The sequence below is a fragment of the Dokdonella sp. genome (assembly GCF_041395345.1).
Classification (GTDB): Bacteria; Pseudomonadota; Gammaproteobacteria; order Xanthomonadales; family Rhodanobacteraceae; genus Dokdonella.
On record NZ_JAWLAR010000004.1, the window covers coordinates 114,310 to 130,080 of the forward strand.

12 protein-coding genes are annotated in these 15,771 nt (G+C 62.7%); 4 read left to right on the forward strand and 8 right to left on the reverse strand.

Annotation, left to right across the window (positions count from 1 at the left end; genetic code table 11):
* Positions 1 to 180 precede the first annotated feature (180 nt).
* The 3 genes from R3F00_RS05040 to R3F00_RS05050 all read right to left on the reverse strand — a co-directional run bounded on the left by R3F00_RS05040 (position 181) and on the right by R3F00_RS05050 (position 3,652).
* Positions 181 to 1,776, reverse strand: a complete 1,596-nt coding sequence (locus R3F00_RS05040) for a diguanylate cyclase domain-containing protein (RefSeq protein ID WP_371280633.1) — start codon at positions 1,774 to 1,776, stop codon at positions 181 to 183.
* A 476-nt stretch (positions 1,777 to 2,252) separates the two neighbouring features.
* A complete protein-coding gene (rocF, locus tag R3F00_RS05045; protein WP_371280634.1) occupies positions 2,253 to 3,173 on the reverse strand; it encodes an arginase in 921 nt (306 codons plus the stop codon).
* A 104-nt stretch (positions 3,174 to 3,277) separates the two neighbouring features.
* Positions 3,278 to 3,652, reverse strand: a complete 375-nt coding sequence (locus R3F00_RS05050; protein WP_371280635.1) for an Hpt domain-containing protein — start codon at positions 3,650 to 3,652, stop codon at positions 3,278 to 3,280.
* A 164-nt stretch (positions 3,653 to 3,816) separates the two neighbouring features.
* Here R3F00_RS05050 and R3F00_RS05055 point away from each other — a divergent pair, with 164 nt between their 5' ends.
* Positions 3,817 to 4,491, forward strand: a complete 675-nt coding sequence (locus tag R3F00_RS05055) for a DUF937 domain-containing protein (protein ID WP_371280636.1) — start codon at positions 3,817 to 3,819, stop codon at positions 4,489 to 4,491.
* Positions 4,492 to 4,657: 166 nt separating this feature from the next.
* Here R3F00_RS05055 and gspE read toward each other — a convergent pair whose 3' ends face one another.
* From gspE to R3F00_RS05075, 4 genes are all read right to left on the reverse strand, one after another.
* Entirely contained in the window at positions 4,658 to 6,151 is a 1,494-nt protein-coding gene (gene gspE / locus R3F00_RS05060) for a type II secretion system ATPase GspE (protein ID WP_371280637.1), read from the reverse strand.
* Entirely contained in the window at positions 6,148 to 8,202 is a 2,055-nt protein-coding gene (gene gspD, locus R3F00_RS05065) for a type II secretion system secretin GspD (RefSeq protein ID WP_371280638.1), read from the reverse strand. Before gspD ends, gspE begins: the two co-directional genes overlap by 4 nt.
* Before the next feature lie 244 nt (positions 8,203 to 8,446).
* Positions 8,447 to 9,373 carry a type II secretion system protein N gene (locus tag R3F00_RS05070; protein ID WP_371280639.1) on the reverse strand — a complete coding sequence of 309 codons (927 nt, stop codon included), beginning with the start codon at positions 9,371 to 9,373 and terminating at the stop codon, positions 8,447 to 8,449.
* 145 nt (positions 9,374 to 9,518) lie between these two features.
* Positions 9,519 to 11,219: a DEAD/DEAH box helicase gene (locus tag R3F00_RS05075; protein WP_371280640.1), complete on the reverse strand. Its 1,701-nt coding sequence runs from the start codon at positions 11,217 to 11,219 to the stop codon at positions 9,519 to 9,521.
* Positions 11,220 to 11,606: 387 nt separating this feature from the next.
* Here R3F00_RS05075 and trxA point away from each other — a divergent pair, with 387 nt between their 5' ends.
* Both trxA and rho read left to right on the forward strand, forming a co-directional pair.
* A complete protein-coding gene (trxA, locus tag R3F00_RS05080) occupies positions 11,607 to 11,936 on the forward strand; it encodes a thioredoxin TrxA (RefSeq protein WP_371280641.1) in 330 nt (109 codons plus the stop codon).
* 314 nt (positions 11,937 to 12,250) lie between these two features.
* Positions 12,251 to 13,996, forward strand: a complete 1,746-nt coding sequence (gene rho / locus R3F00_RS05085; RefSeq protein WP_371280642.1) for a transcription termination factor Rho — start codon at positions 12,251 to 12,253, stop codon at positions 13,994 to 13,996.
* A gap of 278 nt (positions 13,997 to 14,274) precedes the next feature.
* Here the strand turns inward: rho and R3F00_RS05090 are convergent, their stop codons facing one another.
* The gene (locus tag R3F00_RS05090) at positions 14,275 to 15,186 is read right to left on the reverse strand and encodes a lipid A biosynthesis acyltransferase (RefSeq protein ID WP_371280644.1); all 912 of its coding nucleotides are present in this window, start codon (positions 15,184 to 15,186) and stop codon (positions 14,275 to 14,277) included.
* Between the two features lie 104 nt (positions 15,187 to 15,290).
* Here R3F00_RS05090 and dtd point away from each other — a divergent pair, with 104 nt between their 5' ends.
* The gene (gene dtd, locus R3F00_RS05095; protein ID WP_371280645.1) at positions 15,291 to 15,737 is read left to right on the forward strand and encodes a D-aminoacyl-tRNA deacylase; all 447 of its coding nucleotides are present in this window, start codon (positions 15,291 to 15,293) and stop codon (positions 15,735 to 15,737) included.
* The last annotated feature ends 34 nt before the right edge of the window (positions 15,738 to 15,771 follow it).

The window sequence follows — 15,771 nt, forward strand, 5'->3', positions numbered from 1 at the left end:
TCGGGAGTCGGGAGCAGCATTTCATACGCACGTTGCGGGACGGATTGAGACCAGCGCCGCTCCCATGACCGGCAATTCGGCCGCTGACCCGGTTCCGCGAGCACGCCCTGATTTCGCCATGACCTGGAAGCGCAACAGCGCTTCTCCAGCACGCAAGTCCCCGATTCCCGCTACCCGCGACTAGTTTTCCGCATCCCCGATCGCCGAGCGGACCTTCTGCGCATGGGTGAACTCCGGCGCGGCTGCAGGCATGCCTGGCCGCTCGAGAATCTTGATCACCGATCGGCGCATGTTCGGACGCCTGGGTTCGCGGGGCGCGTCAACCCGAATGCTGCTGCGCTCGATCGTGCGACGCTCGGTCATCTGGCGATCGGCACGGTGAATGGTCTGCTCCAGATCCTCGCCGTCCTTGCGCATGGCAAGCCCGAAGGAGAACGGAATCGTTTCCTGGGTCGACTGCGCCGCCTGCAGGCGCGAGGCAAAGGATTCCAGAGTTGCCCTGTCGCAATCCCGTAGCAGGATCACGAATTCGTCGCCGCCCAGTCGGACGATGGAGTCATCCTTGCGCACCATGCGCTCAAGAAAGCGGGCGGTGCGGACGATGGCCTGATCGCCAGAGCGGTGTCCGTGGGCGTCGTTGCAGCGTTTGAGCTGGTCGATATCGATGACGACGCAGGCCCAATGCGCATTGGGCACGGCATCCGCCTGAAAGGCGGCGAGGTGACTGCGGTTGTAGCAGCCGGTCAGCGGATCCTTGCGCGAATTCTCAAGCAGCCTGCGCTCGTTGCGACTGCGGTCGCTGATATCGATGGCACAGCAAATGACCTGCTGGCTTTCGTCGGCTGCGGTACGCAGACGATTGCGGAACTCCCAGACCTGCTCGCTGCCATCACGAGCAAGCATGTGCACGGCGCCGGAACCTTGTCCATTGCGCGCGACGTTGAGCAGATATTCGACAAACGCGTCATGCTGACGCGGTACCACGAATTCGGACAGCTTGTGGCCCACGAGCTCGTCGGCGGGATAGCCCAGGGCATGTGCAAACGCAGGATTGACCATCTGCAGGTTGCCGGCCAGATCATGCGTGAACACGATGCCCAGGCTCAGTTCTATCAACTCGCGTGCGTTGCGTTCGCTGGCTTCCAGATCACTGGCCAGCTGCAGTCGTGCGGTCACGTCAGATACGACAACCAGCCAGGCCAGTCGATCAGCGTGCTGGACGCACTGCACATGGAGTTCGACCCAGATGGCGCTGCCGTCAACGCGGCGATGACGCGCCAGACCGGCCACGGGCGGCGAGCCCATTGCGTCGTCTGCGCCCGCCTTGCTGTGCTGAAGCTGGGAAAATTGCCAACCACGCATCTCTGCCAGGTTGCTTCCGTACAAGGCCGCGGCGGCAGCATTGGTCGCAGTTATCTCGAGAAACTCGCCATCCACGAGGAACATGGGAACCGGCGACGCGGCAAACAGCGTCTCGCCGGCAATGCCGATATCTGCATTGACATTCACGATGCCGCCGGCATCACCACCTTGAACAATGGCCGGGTGCGCGATGTTGGCGCGCCGTCGCAACGAGATCATCACCGCTATGACCGAGGCGGTCAGGAGCAAGGCGAGAAGGGGTGGCGCAAGCAAGTCGGTGCTGGCGGCGAGCGCAAGAATCAGGGTCAGGGCGACAACCGAACACAACATCGGTCGGCGCAACACGCCGGAGCGCGTTGGCCGGGTCATCAGGGCTCCCAGGCGAGCCTGTTCATGGTGCTTGCGAGCAAACATGTGCGAAGCCTGTTACCTGCATCACACGCTCGGACAGAGGTTGTCCGCATTCGGTTTCACGCCCACTGCCTGACCGGAATTCCCGCTGTAGCGACAACCGAGGCTTTTCCTGCCCGGGTCGGGTCAGCAGCCACGAATCAGATTCCGGTATCAGGTGAATGAGCGTTGCGCGTGCTGCAATAGCAGCAAGCAAGCTGTGTGCCACAAGACCATCCAGCGACACTGATCAGGCCGGGTACTCAGACTGGCCGCTCGCATCCCCGTTTTCGAGCCTCGCCAGGCACGCGAAACTTCATCAGGGACAGGGGGTTGGAACAATAAGCGAGCAAGTCGTCCTGATCGGAAAAACCGCAAGCAGTGGCACGTGCGTGGTGCGTGCCGCCTCGGTTTCGGGCAGGCGAACGCACAAGCCATCACGGATTGTCACAATCGCTCAAACTATGCCAGCTTCAGGGAGACGCTGATCAGTTGGCTCCCTAATCGCGCATCAGGGTGCTCTTGCCGAACAGGCTCTCGACCAGATCCACGGAAAGGATGGCAGTCCTGTTGTGATCATCGAAGGCCGGATTCATCTCCATGATGTCGAGTGAGCCAATACTGCCGCGATCGGCAATCATCTCCATGCACAACTGTGCCTCGCGATAATTGGGTCCGCCGGGAATGGTCGTTCCCACACCGGGCGCAATGCTCGGATCGAGAAAATCGACGTCGAAGCTGACGTGCACATGGGTGTTTTCGTCGATGTCGGCGAGCGCTTCCTCCATCACCCGCTTCATGCCGATTTCGTCGATGTAGCGCATGTCATAAATGTCGAGCCCGGCGTCGCGCACGAGCTTCTTTTCGCCAGCATCAACAGAACGGATGCCGATCTGGCGGATGCTGTCGGGCGTCATGGCCGGCGCGCTTCCACCGAGTTCGGTCAGCTCACGCGGCCCCAGTCCACACAGGCAGGCCACCGGCATGCCGTGGATGTTTCCAGACGGGGTGACCGTGCTCGTGTTGTAGTCGGCATGCGCGTCCAGCCACAGGACGAGGAGGCGCTTGTTGCGCTCCCGGCAGTGCTGGGCCACGGCGGTGATCGAGCCGATAGCAAGGCAATGGTCGCCACCCAGCAACACGGGCAGGCGATCCTGACTCAGTTCGGCAGCCACGGCGTGCATGACAAGCCGGTTCCATTCGTGAACCTGTGGCAGATGGCGGTATCCGTCAGTCGGCCCCTTCCACGGGTTCATCGGGCCGGTCAGATTGCCGCGGTCGACCACTTCGATGCCATGCTGGGTCAGTGCCTCGGCGATGCCCGCGACGCGCAAGGCCTCGGGCCCCATGGAGGCTCCGCGATGTCCGGCACCGATGTCGGTTGGGGCGCCTATCAGGGAAACTGGCAGGTAGCGTGGCATGGTCTTGGTCATCCTGGATGAGGGCGCGAAGGATAACGCTCTCGCTTGAGCATGGCCAATTGAACCGGCTTTCGCACAGAGGATTGCGGTTCAGGTTCCGGAGTTCAGTGCCTGACGCTCTGGCGCTCGGACACTGCGGAAGCGAGCTCCATGGCTCGCAGCAGATTGGCGATCAACGGCGTCAATCGATCCAGCATCTCGCAGCAGTCGACCGGGCCTGACGCAGGGTCCTCATGGCGACCGAATTTCTCAAGCAACGCATCGGCGCTCCCGGCGATTTCGCCAATTTCCTCGTAGCCATAGGATCCCGCCGAACCGGCCAGTCGATGGACCAGCCGCGTCAGCGACTGGAGGCGGGCCGGATCCGTGCTGTCGGCGCAGAATGCACGCCAGGCCAGCTCGACACTCGAGCGCTTGTTCGGCAGCGACGTCTGATAGCGCGCGTGAAGTGCTTGCAACCTCGTATCGGCATTCATCATCCCGGCACCCTCTTTCAGCAAATCGGCGGACGATCCGGCAAGCCTAGCGCTTCGCGCAGCCCGCGCCTGCGGTGTAACGATGTTTAACGCCATTGCATGAGAGATTCCATGCAATAGCGCGGCCACATGCTAACTTTGGGATTCAATTCGCACCGGAGCTGCCCATGAATGACCTGACCTCTAGTGTTTTTGCGCAACTGGATTCTTCCAGCATCGAATCCATCGCCGCGCAGCTCGGCATCGATCCTTCACAGGCCAGCAACGCCATTCAGCAGGCTCTGCCATTGCTGGTGGGCGGACTTGCCCGAAACACGAGGACGCCGCAGGGAGCCGATGCGCTGCATTCGGCCCTGGAACGCGACCATGCATCGGTCGATCTCGGAGGACTTCTGGGCAGCGTACTGGGCGGCGGTTCCGCGAGCGGCGGCGGTATTGGCGACATTCTCGGAAGCGTGCTCGGTGGCGATTCGAGCTCGCGCCGAACGGCGCCGGCTGCCGGCATGGGCGAGGCCATTCTCGGCCACATCTTTGGCGGGCGCCGTGAACGGGCTTCGCGGGGGCTTGGCCAGACCAGTGGTCTCGGCAGCGCCGGTGCGGCGCAGCTGATGGCCATGCTGGCGCCGCTGGTCATGGCTGCGCTGGGCAACATGACGCGCAAGCAGAACATGGATTCCAATGCACTCGCCGGCGTGCTCGGTCAGGAAGACAACCGACTGCAGCAAAGCGGTGTCGGCGGACTGCTCAACGGCGTCCTCGATACGGACGGCGACGGCGAGATCAGCATGAGCGAGATGCTGCAGGCCGGGGCAGGCCTGATGGGGGCGTTGGGCCGGAAGTAAACACGAAATGCGGGAAGCGGTCGTAGGAGAGGCGTCAGCCGCGACGCACTTCGTTCGAAATCAGGAGCAGAAGCATCGCCCCTGACGGGACTCCTACCAAGATTTTTCGCTTACCTGTGCGCCGAAAACAACGCGCGCGCCCCGCCCGACAACCGCTCACCGCAAGTCAATCCTCCCGCGTAACGCGCAACACTTCTTCGGTCGTGGTCACACCGGCCAGGCATTTGCGCCAGCCGTCTTCAAGAATGCTCGGTGCGCGGGTGCGTGCGTGACGCTCCAGCTCGGCCTCCGAGGCCCCTTCATGGATCAGGCGGCGCATGGCGTCGTCCACCGGCACCAGTTCATAGATTCCGGTACGGCCCTTGAAGCCGGCATGGCGGTTTTCGAGATCCGTGCGGGGCCGATACAGGGTCGCCTGCTCAGCGGCCGGTCGACCGAACGCAGCGAGCTCCGCAGGTGTCGCCTCATACGACTCGCGCGTTGCCGGATCCAGCGCACGCACGAGGCGCTGGGCAAGTACGCCGACCAGGCTGGAGGACAACAGGAAGGGTTCGACGCCCATGTCGCGCAGTCGCGCCACCGCACCGACGGCCGAATTCGTGTGCAGCGTCGACAACACGAAGTGACCGGTCAGTGAAGCTTGCACGGCGGTCTCTGCGGTATCCAGGTCGCGAATTTCGCCCACCATCACGACATCGGGATCCTGGCGCAGGATCGCGCGCAATCCGCGCGCGAATGTCATGTCGACGCGCGTGTTGACCTGGGTCTGTCCGATACCGTCGATGTAGTACTCGATCGGATCCTCGACCGTCATGATGTTGCGCGAGGAATCGTTGAGCTTGAGCAGGGCGCCGTACAGCGTGGTCGTCTTGCCCGAACCGGTCGGACCCGTCACCAGCAGAATGCCGTGTGGACGCGCGATCATCGATTCCAGGCGCGTGCGTGAATCGGTGTCCATGCCGAGCTGGGCCAGATCGAGTCTGCCGGCCTGCTTGTCCAGCAGTCGCAACACGACACGCTCGCCATGGCCCGCGGGGATCGTCGACACGCGCACGTCAACCGGCCGGCCTGCGATGCGCAAGCCGATACGGCCATCCTGCGGAAGTCGCTTCTCGGCGATGTCGAGTTTCGCCATCACCTTGATGCGACTGACCACGGCATTGGCGATGCCCTTCTGCGGCGCAAGCACTTCGCGCAGGACGCCATCAATGCGGAACCGCACGACCAGGCGGTTCTCGAACGGCTCGACATGGATGTCCGATGCACCTTCCTTGACAGCTTCGGTCAGCAGCGCGTTGATCAGGCGAATGATCGGCGCGTCGTCCTCGCTTTCGAGCAGGTCCTCGGGCTCCGGCAGCTCATCGGCCAGTGCCTTCAGATCATGGCGCTCGTCGAAATCCGAAACCATGGCGCGGGCGTCGTCGCCCTGCTCGTATAGGTCTCTGAGCAGGCGTTCAAAATCGGCCGGCGCGTAGGCGGTCAGGTGCAAATCGACGCCGAGGTGACGGCGCAGCTCGGCCAGCACCTCGGGACGCACGCCCTTGCGGCAGGCGATGTCTGCCGCGTCGGCATGCCAGCCGGTAAGCGTTACGCCGTGCCTGCGCGCGAATCCGAATCCCGGACGCGCCGGTCTTGCTTCGGCACGGACGGCATCATTCATTGCCCGCCCTTGCCCTTCGCCGGCGTGAGCGGATCGATCTGCTCGATCGGCGTGCTCAGGAAATCCTGTACATCGGGCAGCAACGGACGATCGGAGCGCGGTGTCAGCAGGGCAGAGTCCTCGCGCAGGCGCAGTTGCTCGGTGCGCATGTAGTTGTACTTCTCGCTGGATACCGCCGCTTCGGCTATCTCGTCGCGCAGGATCTGCGGTCGCAGGAAGACCATCAGGTCGCGCTTGTCGTTCTGGTTGGAGCGGTAGCGGAACAGGTTGCCGATCAGCGGAATGCTGCCGAGACCCGGCACCTTGCTGTTGTTGTCCGAAGTCAGCGTATCGACCAGTCCACCGAGGACCAGCATCGCCTTGTCTGCGACCAGCACGCTGGTATTTATTTCGCGCACGTTGGTAACCAGATCGACTGCGCCGGTGACCGGCGGGGCCAGCGAGGAGAGTTCCTGGTGAATGTCCAGGCGTACCGAATCACCTTCGTTGACGTGTGGCGTCACCTTCAGGATCAGGCCGACATCCTTGCGCTCGATGGTCTGGAACGGATTGGTCACCTGACCGTTGTCACCGGTGCTGGCGGTGTTCGTGTAGGAGCCGGTCAGGAACGGCACCTGCTTGGCCACCTTGAACTCGGCCTCGTGGTTGTCCAGGGTCAGGATGGATGGCGTCGACAGGATGTTGGTCTTGCCATCGCCACTCAGCGCACGCACCAGCGCGCCGAGATTGAGGATTTCCCTGTCGGTGCCGGGAATCTTGATGGTGCCATCGACATAACCCAGCGACAGTCCACCCAGGCCCGAGAATGCGAGCGGATTCGTGGCCAGCGCGGTCAGGCTCGAGTTGCCATTCGGACCGGCGTAGTTGGTGCCGCCGATCAGACCCTGGCCAATCGTGCCATCGCCAGTCTGCGGCGCGGTAAACCATTGCACGCCGAGTTCGGTAGCGGTCGAATCAGAGACCTCGGCGATGATCGCCTCGATAAGGACCTGGGCGCGACGCACGTCGAGTTGGCGCACGACCGAAGCCAGTGAACGGAATACGGCGGGCGGCGCGCTGATGATCAGCGAGTTGGTCTGCTCATGGGCCTGAATGGTCGCGATGCTGGAGCCCCCGGAGCTGCCTGTCTCCGCGTTGGCTGCGGCCGTCGGAGGTTCCATGCCGGTCAGGGTCGCGGCCACGCCCTGCAGAATCGGTACCAGATCCGCGGCACTGGCGTTTCGCAGGTAGATCACCTGGGTATCACCGCCGTTTTGCAGCGGTGTATCGAGGTGGGCAATCAGGGCGCGCATCTTGAGTCGCGCATTCTTGGCCCCGGCCAGCAGGACCGAATTCGTGCGCGTATCGGCAAACACTCGAGGCGCCTCGCCATTGGCCTGCGCGACGTTGTCCTGGGCCAGGGATGTCAAGGTTCGGGCCATTTCTGCCGCATTCGCATTCGCCAGCGGGATGACCTCGACCTCGGCATCGGACACGGTATCGATGCGCCGGATGATATTCACCAGTCGGGCCACGTTGCCGGCACGATCGGAAATGACCAGCGAATTTGACGGGGCATGCGCAATCAATTGGCCGCCCTGCGGCATCAGTGGACGCAGGATCTGGATCAACTCGTTTGCAGAGACATGCTTGACCGGCACGATCTGGGTGATCAACTCATCCGTTGCATGTTCCTTGGCGCCGTTCAGCGAAGCGGAACCATCCTGTTGAGCCATAGCCTCGGGCACGATCTTGATCATGCTGCCCTGGCTGATCGCTGCGTAGCCGTGCACACGCAGCACGGAGAGAAAGACGTCGTAGATTTCGTCCGGAAGCATCGGCTTGGCCGAAATCACCGTGACCTTGCCCTGCACGTTGGGACCCAGGATGAAATTCTTCCCGGTGATTTCCGATACGGTTGCGATCAGCGCCTGGATATCGGCGTCCTTGAGATTCAGCGTGTGCCGGCCGTCTGCACCGGAAGCGGCAGGTCGTGGCGTCTGCGCATGGGCGTTGAGCGCCAGCAGGCACACCGCCATGAGGACCATTCGGAACAGGAAGGCACACTTCATCGGGTCAGATTCTCACTCGGTTTGCAGCGGGCGCATGATCGATCGCGGGGCAAGCCTTGCCATCTGCTTGCTGCTACCACCGCACCACCGCGACGGCATCACGCGCAAGCGTAGCAAAGCATGAAGGCGAGTGTGGTGTTTGAATCCCGGAACCGGGCGAACGGAAGCGAGAATCCGGCTCGGCCACGTGACCGGCGCCTCTGTGGCTTCTCCCTGTTCCTGGCTCGCCACTCCCACTCCGGCTCTACTTCAGCTGGACCATGATTTCAGCCGGCTTGCCGTCGCGGGTCACGGTAACCCGCACGCTGCTGGCATTGCGCAGGCTTTCGAGGATCTGCTGGCCACGGGCGACCGAATCGACCGGCACGCCGTTGACGGCAGTCACGATATCGCTGGGGCGCAGGCCCAGCTTCGCTACCAGACCGGGATCACCGTTGGCTGCCGAAACGCGCACGCCGGTAATGTTGCCGTCGTTCAGGACCGGATCGATGCGCACATTCCTGGCCATCTCTGAGGCATCGCCGCCACCGACACTCTGCATGGTTTTCTGCCAGTCCAGCGCACCGTGCGCAAGATTGGGCGGCTCGAAACTCGTGACTCCGAGAGAATTGTTCGACGGCGCCGTGTTGCGCGGAGCTGCACCGCCGCGCATGACCGCGGGAATCGGCTCCACGCGAGCGGAGACTTCGTTGCGCTGAAGCGCCAGAACTTCCTGTGTTCCGGCGTGCAGTATGACCACCCGATCCGGATAGACTTCCTCAAGCGTGACCCCGGGAGTGATTTCCTCACCGACGCGCCAGGCGCGCTCCGCCCCCTGCTCGTCGGTGATCACGGCGATGCCGGTCCGCGGGTCCGCATCCGCAAGTGTTCCGCGCAGACTGAGGCTGAGCGTGGTTTCCGGGGCGTTCTTTCGCGCATTCAGCTGTTGGGGAGCATTGCCGAACAGGTGCCATTTGCCGATCGAAATCGTCGGTGCGCTGCTGGCCACGCTCAATTCACGCGGCGCGCCGCCCGCGAGGCCGTCGTCGCCGGGGACCAGCAGCCAGAATGTTCTGGCCAGCATCCAGACCAGAATCAGGGCCAGCGCGACGCAGCTCAGCCACGCAGCGCGCTCGGACAGGCGGTCGCGCCTGCCGGCAGTCCATCCAGTCAGATTCAGGAGACTCGGCATGCGTGTTCAGTTCCTTCGGCAACCGGTGGCAACTCTATCAAATCAGCCTGCACGACCGCGCCTGGCAGGCGGTTGCAACCGCCAGCCTTTGCGGGGTCGACCGGAGCTGCGGGTCACGCCCGCATCCAGTCGCTTCCGGGATACCTCAATGACGACCGAAAAAACTGGCGATGCGATTGAAGAAACCCTGCTTCTTGTGTGCAGTCGCGGTCGTCGACTCGCTGGCTGGTGCCGCCCGCCCGGTGTCGACATGCGGCGCCCGCTCGCGACGCGGCTTGCGTTCGCCTTTGCCAGCTTCACCCTGACCGTTGCCCGAACCGGCTTCGTTCGCGGCCGGGTTCTGGTCCGCACCCCTGGAACGATTGCGACCGCGTCCGCCGCGACGCCGGCGTTTCTTCGATGGATCCGCTCCTGCTTGCGGGGTGGCCGAAGCATCGGCGGCTACGACCGGCTTGCTCTCGGCGCTCTCGCTCGCGACCTTTGGCGCGGAAGACTCGCGACGGGGTGGCCGCGTGCGACCGCCGCTGCGCGGCGCCGCGGAACGCGGCCCGGCGCTGCGTGATTTCTGTTCTTTCGGGGGTGCGCCGGCCGTGTTGCGAAGGTCGTCAGCCGCATTCGCTTCGGCGTCCTCATCGGATATGGCCACCCGTGCACGCACGCGTGGCGGCGGGACCACCAGCAACTCCGGCTCCACCCGTGCAGTGGGAATCTTCTGTTCGATGTAGGCCTCGATATCCGGCAGACCCATCGCATAGAGGTCGCAGGCAAAGCTGATCGCATCGCCTTCTGCACCGAGTCGTGCGGTACGACCGATACGGTGCACGTAGTCTTCGGCATCCTGCGGCAGATCGAAATTGAATACGTGGGACACGGCCGGGATATGCAGTCCGCGTGCGGCGACATCGGTGGCCACCAGTATTTCGATATCACCCTTCTGGAAGCGCGCAAGCAGTCGCTCGCGCTTGGCCTGCGGTACGTCGCCCGACAGGGTCGCCACCCGGTAGCCATTCCTTTCCAGCGCGCGGGTTACACGTTCGGCCATCGCCTTGGTGTTGATGAAGACGATGCTGCGTTGATCATCGATCTTGCTCATCAGATTGAGCAGCAGCGGCATCTTTTCCTCGGTCGCCGGGAAATAGACCACCTGGCGCACACGATCGGCCGTCACGTTTTCGGTTTCGGCAGTCACCTTTTCCGGACTGTTCATGTGATCGTAGGCCAGCTCGAGCACGCGATAGCTCAAGGTGGCCGAAAACAGCATGCCCTGGCGCTGTTCGCGCGGCGGCATGCGCCGCATCAGGAAGCGCACGTCCTTGATGAAGCCCAGATCGAACATGCGGTCGGCCTCATCGAGCACGCAGACATCGACGGCGCGGAACGAAACCACATGCTGCTTGAGGTAATCGATGATGCGGCCCGGCGTGGCAATAACGATGTCGACGCCATTCTTGAGCATCTCGCGCTGCTTGTCGTAGTCGACGCCGCCGTAGATCAGGGCCGAGGTCAGGCCGGTGTGCCGGCCGATGCTGCGGAAGTCCTTTTCGATCTGAATGGCCAGTTCGCGCGTCGGAGCCAGAATCACGGCGCGCGGATCGCCGGTCTTGCGCTCGACCAGGGCCGGCTTGGTGAGCAGGCGGTTCAGTACCGCCACCAGGAATGCGGCGGTCTTGCCGGTACCGGTCTGGGCCTGGCCGGCGATGTCCCGCCCTTCGAGGGCGATTGGCAGGGTCAGTGCCTGGATCGGTGTGCAGCGGATGAATCCGGTGTCATTCAGGCCAGCCAGCAGGCTGGGATGCAGGTCGAAACTCTCGAAAACGGTATCGGTAAGTGGTTGAGTATGTGACATTCAATGGGGGTCTCATGGAGTCGGCGTCCGTGAACTGCGGTGCCGGAGCCCTGGCGGCAGAAATTTTCGTGGGGTTCGTCGAGCCGGTATTGGAGAGGGGCCTGAAGGCTGAACGCCCGAAAAACGAGTGCGCGCATGCCTTTGACGCCTGCTCCATGGAAAACCCGAATACCGCAACCTGAAATTTCTGCCGCCAAGGCTCCTTGTGCGGATATGATCCGCCCCCAACTTGCGCAGGACAGCCGATTGGGCTGAAATGGACTTCATGGTGGGCGCAGGCTCATCGTCAAGTCCACGCCGTAAAGCCGGACAAGTGTAGCTGAAGAGGCTGCAGCCCGCTTGCATTGCGGCACAATCCTCAACCCTTGCCCCCATTGGAGGTTCCGCGTGAGCCATCAAATCGCCCACGTCAGCGACGAACAGTTCGACGCTGAGGTTTTGCAATCGTCCGAGCCGGTACTGGTCGACTTCTGGGCCGAATGGTGCGGCCCATGCAAGATGATCGCTCCTATTCTTGACGAGCTGGCCCAGACCTATGGCGGTCGCCTCAAGGTCGCCAAGATCAATATCGATCACAATCAGCAGACGCCCCGCAACTACAACGTCCGCGGCATCCCGACCTTGATGATCTTCAAGGACGGCAAGGTCGAAGCCACCCAGATCGGCGCCGTCAGCAAGACCCAGCTGACCCAGTTGATCGACAGCGCGATTGCCTGAAAAGCCGGGATTCGGGAGTGGGTTGAAAGCCGGGAACTGGGAACAGGGAATGGGGAATCGGAAGAGCAGCAATGTGGCTCCCCCTGAATGTCCCACGTACTTCTACGCGCAGAATTGAACCAACGGTCGTTCCAGATTGGACCCCGCTTCGAGCCTGTTCCCGATTCCCCATTCCCCACTCCCGGCTCCCAAAGCTAGACGCACGCCCAGCGCAGTGCTAAGTTAGGTCGGAGTGACATGGAGCGCATCCGCTCCGCCTTCCGCAACACCCCCCGACATCCCTTTTTTCCTACGGAACCCAACGAGGTCCGTCCGTGTCCGATACCGATAATCCCGAAAACGGCGAAAGCGCCGCACCCAAGTCTCGTCCAGAGCCTCGCCAGCGTCAGCCACGCGCACCGCGTGCAGCCAAGGGCGAGGGCAAGGCCTCCGAGTCGGATTCCTCAAACGAGTCCGCGGAAGCACCCCCCCCTCGCCAGGAACGTAGCGCCTCCGGCAACGAAGACGGCAATCGCCAGCCCGAATCGACCTCAGGCGATTCGGCACCCAATCCGAACTCGAAGTCCGACAATTCGCGCGACAGCGAGGGCGGCTCCGGTTCGTCGGAAGGCCAGGATGGCGGCAACGCCAACCATCGCCACGGCAACCAGCAGCGGGGCCCGCAGCAGAACCAGCAGCGCGGTCCACGCAACCGTCGCGATCGCAACCGCGGCAGCAATCGGCAGCAGAATCCCGCGCATCGCGGTCTGCCGCGTGATGACGAAGAATACGATCCGAGCAAGGACAATGGTCCGCTGATCGATCTCAACGAACTCAAGCGCAAGAATGCCCTCGACCTGATTGCCCTGGCCGAAACGCTCGGCATCCAGGAAGGTGTGGCCCGCGCACGCAAGCAGGATGTGATCTTCAACATCCTCAAGGCACACGCCAAGTCCGGCGGCGGCATCTACGGCGAAGGCGTGCTCGAAATCCTGCAAGACGGCTTCGGCTTCCTGCGCGGCCCGGATCAGTCCTACCTGGCGGGCCCTGATGACATTTACGTTTCGCCGTCGCAAACCCGACGATTCAATTTGCGCACGGGCGACTACATCGCCGGTCGCATTCGTCCTCCCAAGGAAGGCGAACGCTACTTCGCCTTGCTCAAGGTCGACCATATCAACGGTGAGCCGCCCGAGGCGTCGAAGCACAAGGCCCTGTTCGAGAATCTGACCGCGCTGTTCCCGCGCAAGTCGTTCCGGCTCGAGCGTGGCAACGGTTCGACCGAGGACATCACCGGACGCATCCTCGACCTGGTTGCACCGATTGGTCGCGGCCAGCGCGGCCTGATCGTCTCGCAGCCCAAGGCCGGCAAGACGATGATGCTGCAGAACGTCGCGCAGGCGATCGTGCACAACCATCCCGAAGTGCACCTGATCATCCTGCTGATTGACGAGCGTCCCGAAGAAGTCACCGAAATGCAGCGTGGTGTGCGCGCCGAGGTGATCAGCTCGACCTTCGATGAGCCGGCCACGCGTCACGTGCAGGTCGCCGAGATGGTGATCGAGCGAGCCAAGCGTCTGGTCGAGCACAAGAAGGATGTGGTCATCCTGCTCGACTCGATTACCCGCCTCGCACGCGCCTACAACACCGTGATCCCCTCATCGGGCAAGGTGTTGACCGGCGGTGTAGACGCCAACGCGCTGCAACGACCGAAGCGGTTTTTCGGCGCCGCGCGCAACGTCGAGGAAGGCGGTTCGCTGACCATCATCGCCACGGCGCTGGTGGAAACCGGCTCGAAGATGGACGAAGTGATCTACGAGGAATTCAAGGGCACCGGCAACATGGAAGTGCACCTGAGCCGGCGCATTGCGGAAAAGCGCGTCTATCCGGCCATCGACATCAATCGCTCGGGCACGCGTCGCGAGGAATTGCTGATCGAGCCCGACATGCTGCAGAAGATCTGGATCCTCAGGAAACTGCTGCACCCGATGGACGAGCTTGCCGCGATGGAATTCATGCTCGACAAGATGAAGAACACCAAGTCGAACGACGAGTTCTTCAACTCGATGAAGCGCGGCTGATGGCTGCGTGACATCGGTTCAGGCAGAAACCGCCGCGAGGCGGTTTTTGCTTTTTCGGGAGGGGATCGAAGAGGGCTCCTCCGCCAACTCGCCGATGCTTCTGTTCGGAAGCAGGCAATCGCAAGTCCAACGTGCACCATTCATGATTCGTACCCGAGGGGTAATCTGTCGCGCGCACATGCAATGCAGGAGGCCCGACAGGGGCGACGATTCAACGGGATGGTACGACCCTCTTCAGGATCCTGTTTCAGCGGATGGAATAAACATCCAATGCGGTTTCATGACTTTGCTGGTGTTTTCTTGTACGGGTTTCTTGAGGCACTTGTTGGACGGATCGAGTAGCGCTTGTAGTGCCACTGATACTGCAGCGGAGCGATGCGCACGCACTCTTCGACACTTCGATTCATTGCCCTGCATGCAATCCGCAAGTCGGTATCGGCGATCTCCCGGGATGCAGACTGCAGTCGAACACGAAATCCCTTGCCGCGCGGCAGGCGTTCGGCAAAGGCGAACAATACGGCTGCTCCAGTGCGTTCGGCCAGCCGCGGAACCAGCACCATGGTCAGGGCATCGATCCCGAAGAACGGTGCAAACTCGCCCTCGCCCTGTTTGGGTTGCTGATCAGGCAGGATGCCCACGACGCCGCCCGCAGCAAGACGCCGGTAAAGGCTGCGTACACCGGCGCCCTCGGCACGAACCTGTTCGACCTTGGATGCGCCGCGCGCCTTGATCAGCAGCGATTCCATATCCGGGTTTCGCGGCGGCCGATAGACGATGGCCAGCGGCGTGCGTTCGGCCAGCCAATAGCTGAGCAGTTCCCAGCAGCCCAGATGAGGCGCTGCGATGATGACACCCTTGCCACTGGCGAGTGCCTGCTCGAACAGTTCGGACCCGTGGACTTCGCGCACCAGCCGCAACGCGGCCTCGGGCCGACCCGACCAGATGCGGGCCACCTCGACCGCAGACTTGCCCGACTCGCGCAGAACCTGGCGCGCATCCAGCAGTCCCAGTGCCCTGCCCTCTGGCGTCGTCGATATCAGGCCCAGATTGATCTCGGTGATGCGCCGTTCGCCGCGATGCAGCCACCACGCAACATCACCAAGCGCGCTGCCGAGCACATGCAGGATGCGCAGGGGCAACAGGCCAGCCAGCCAGAGGACGGCATAGAAAAGGCGAATCGGCCAGGTCATTGCGTGCAATCAGGTGGAAAGTCACGATTCTAAACGGCTGCCGGCGGTTTGACCGGATTCGCCCTCTGCGGCGAGCATATTGCCCCTGTCCAGTGGAGCCCGCCATGATTGCCCTGATCCAGCGTGTCAGCCAGGCGCACGTAGAAGTCGAGCAGGAAGTGGTGGGCCGGATCGGCGCAGGCCTGCTTGCGCTGGTTGCGGTGGAACGCGGCGACGGCGAAGCGCAGGTCAGGCGCATGCTCGAACGGATCCTGGGCTATCGTGTCTTCGGCGATGACGAGGGCCGCATGAATCGCTCCCTGCGCGACACCGGCGGGGGTCTCTTGCTGGTCTCGCAATTCACCCTGGCCGCCGATACTTCCAGTGGAATGCGGGCGGGGTTCTCCGGCGCGGCCAGCCCGGAACAGGGCGAGCGCTGGTTCGGCCATCTGGTGGATTTGGCACGGATCGCGCACGCGGAGGTGGAAACCGGGCGCTTTCGTACCCACATGAAGGTTCACCTGGTCAATGACGGGCCAGTGACCTTTCAGCTGCGCGTGGCCCCGGACTGATCCGGGCCCGGCTGGCAGATTACGATGTAGCCAT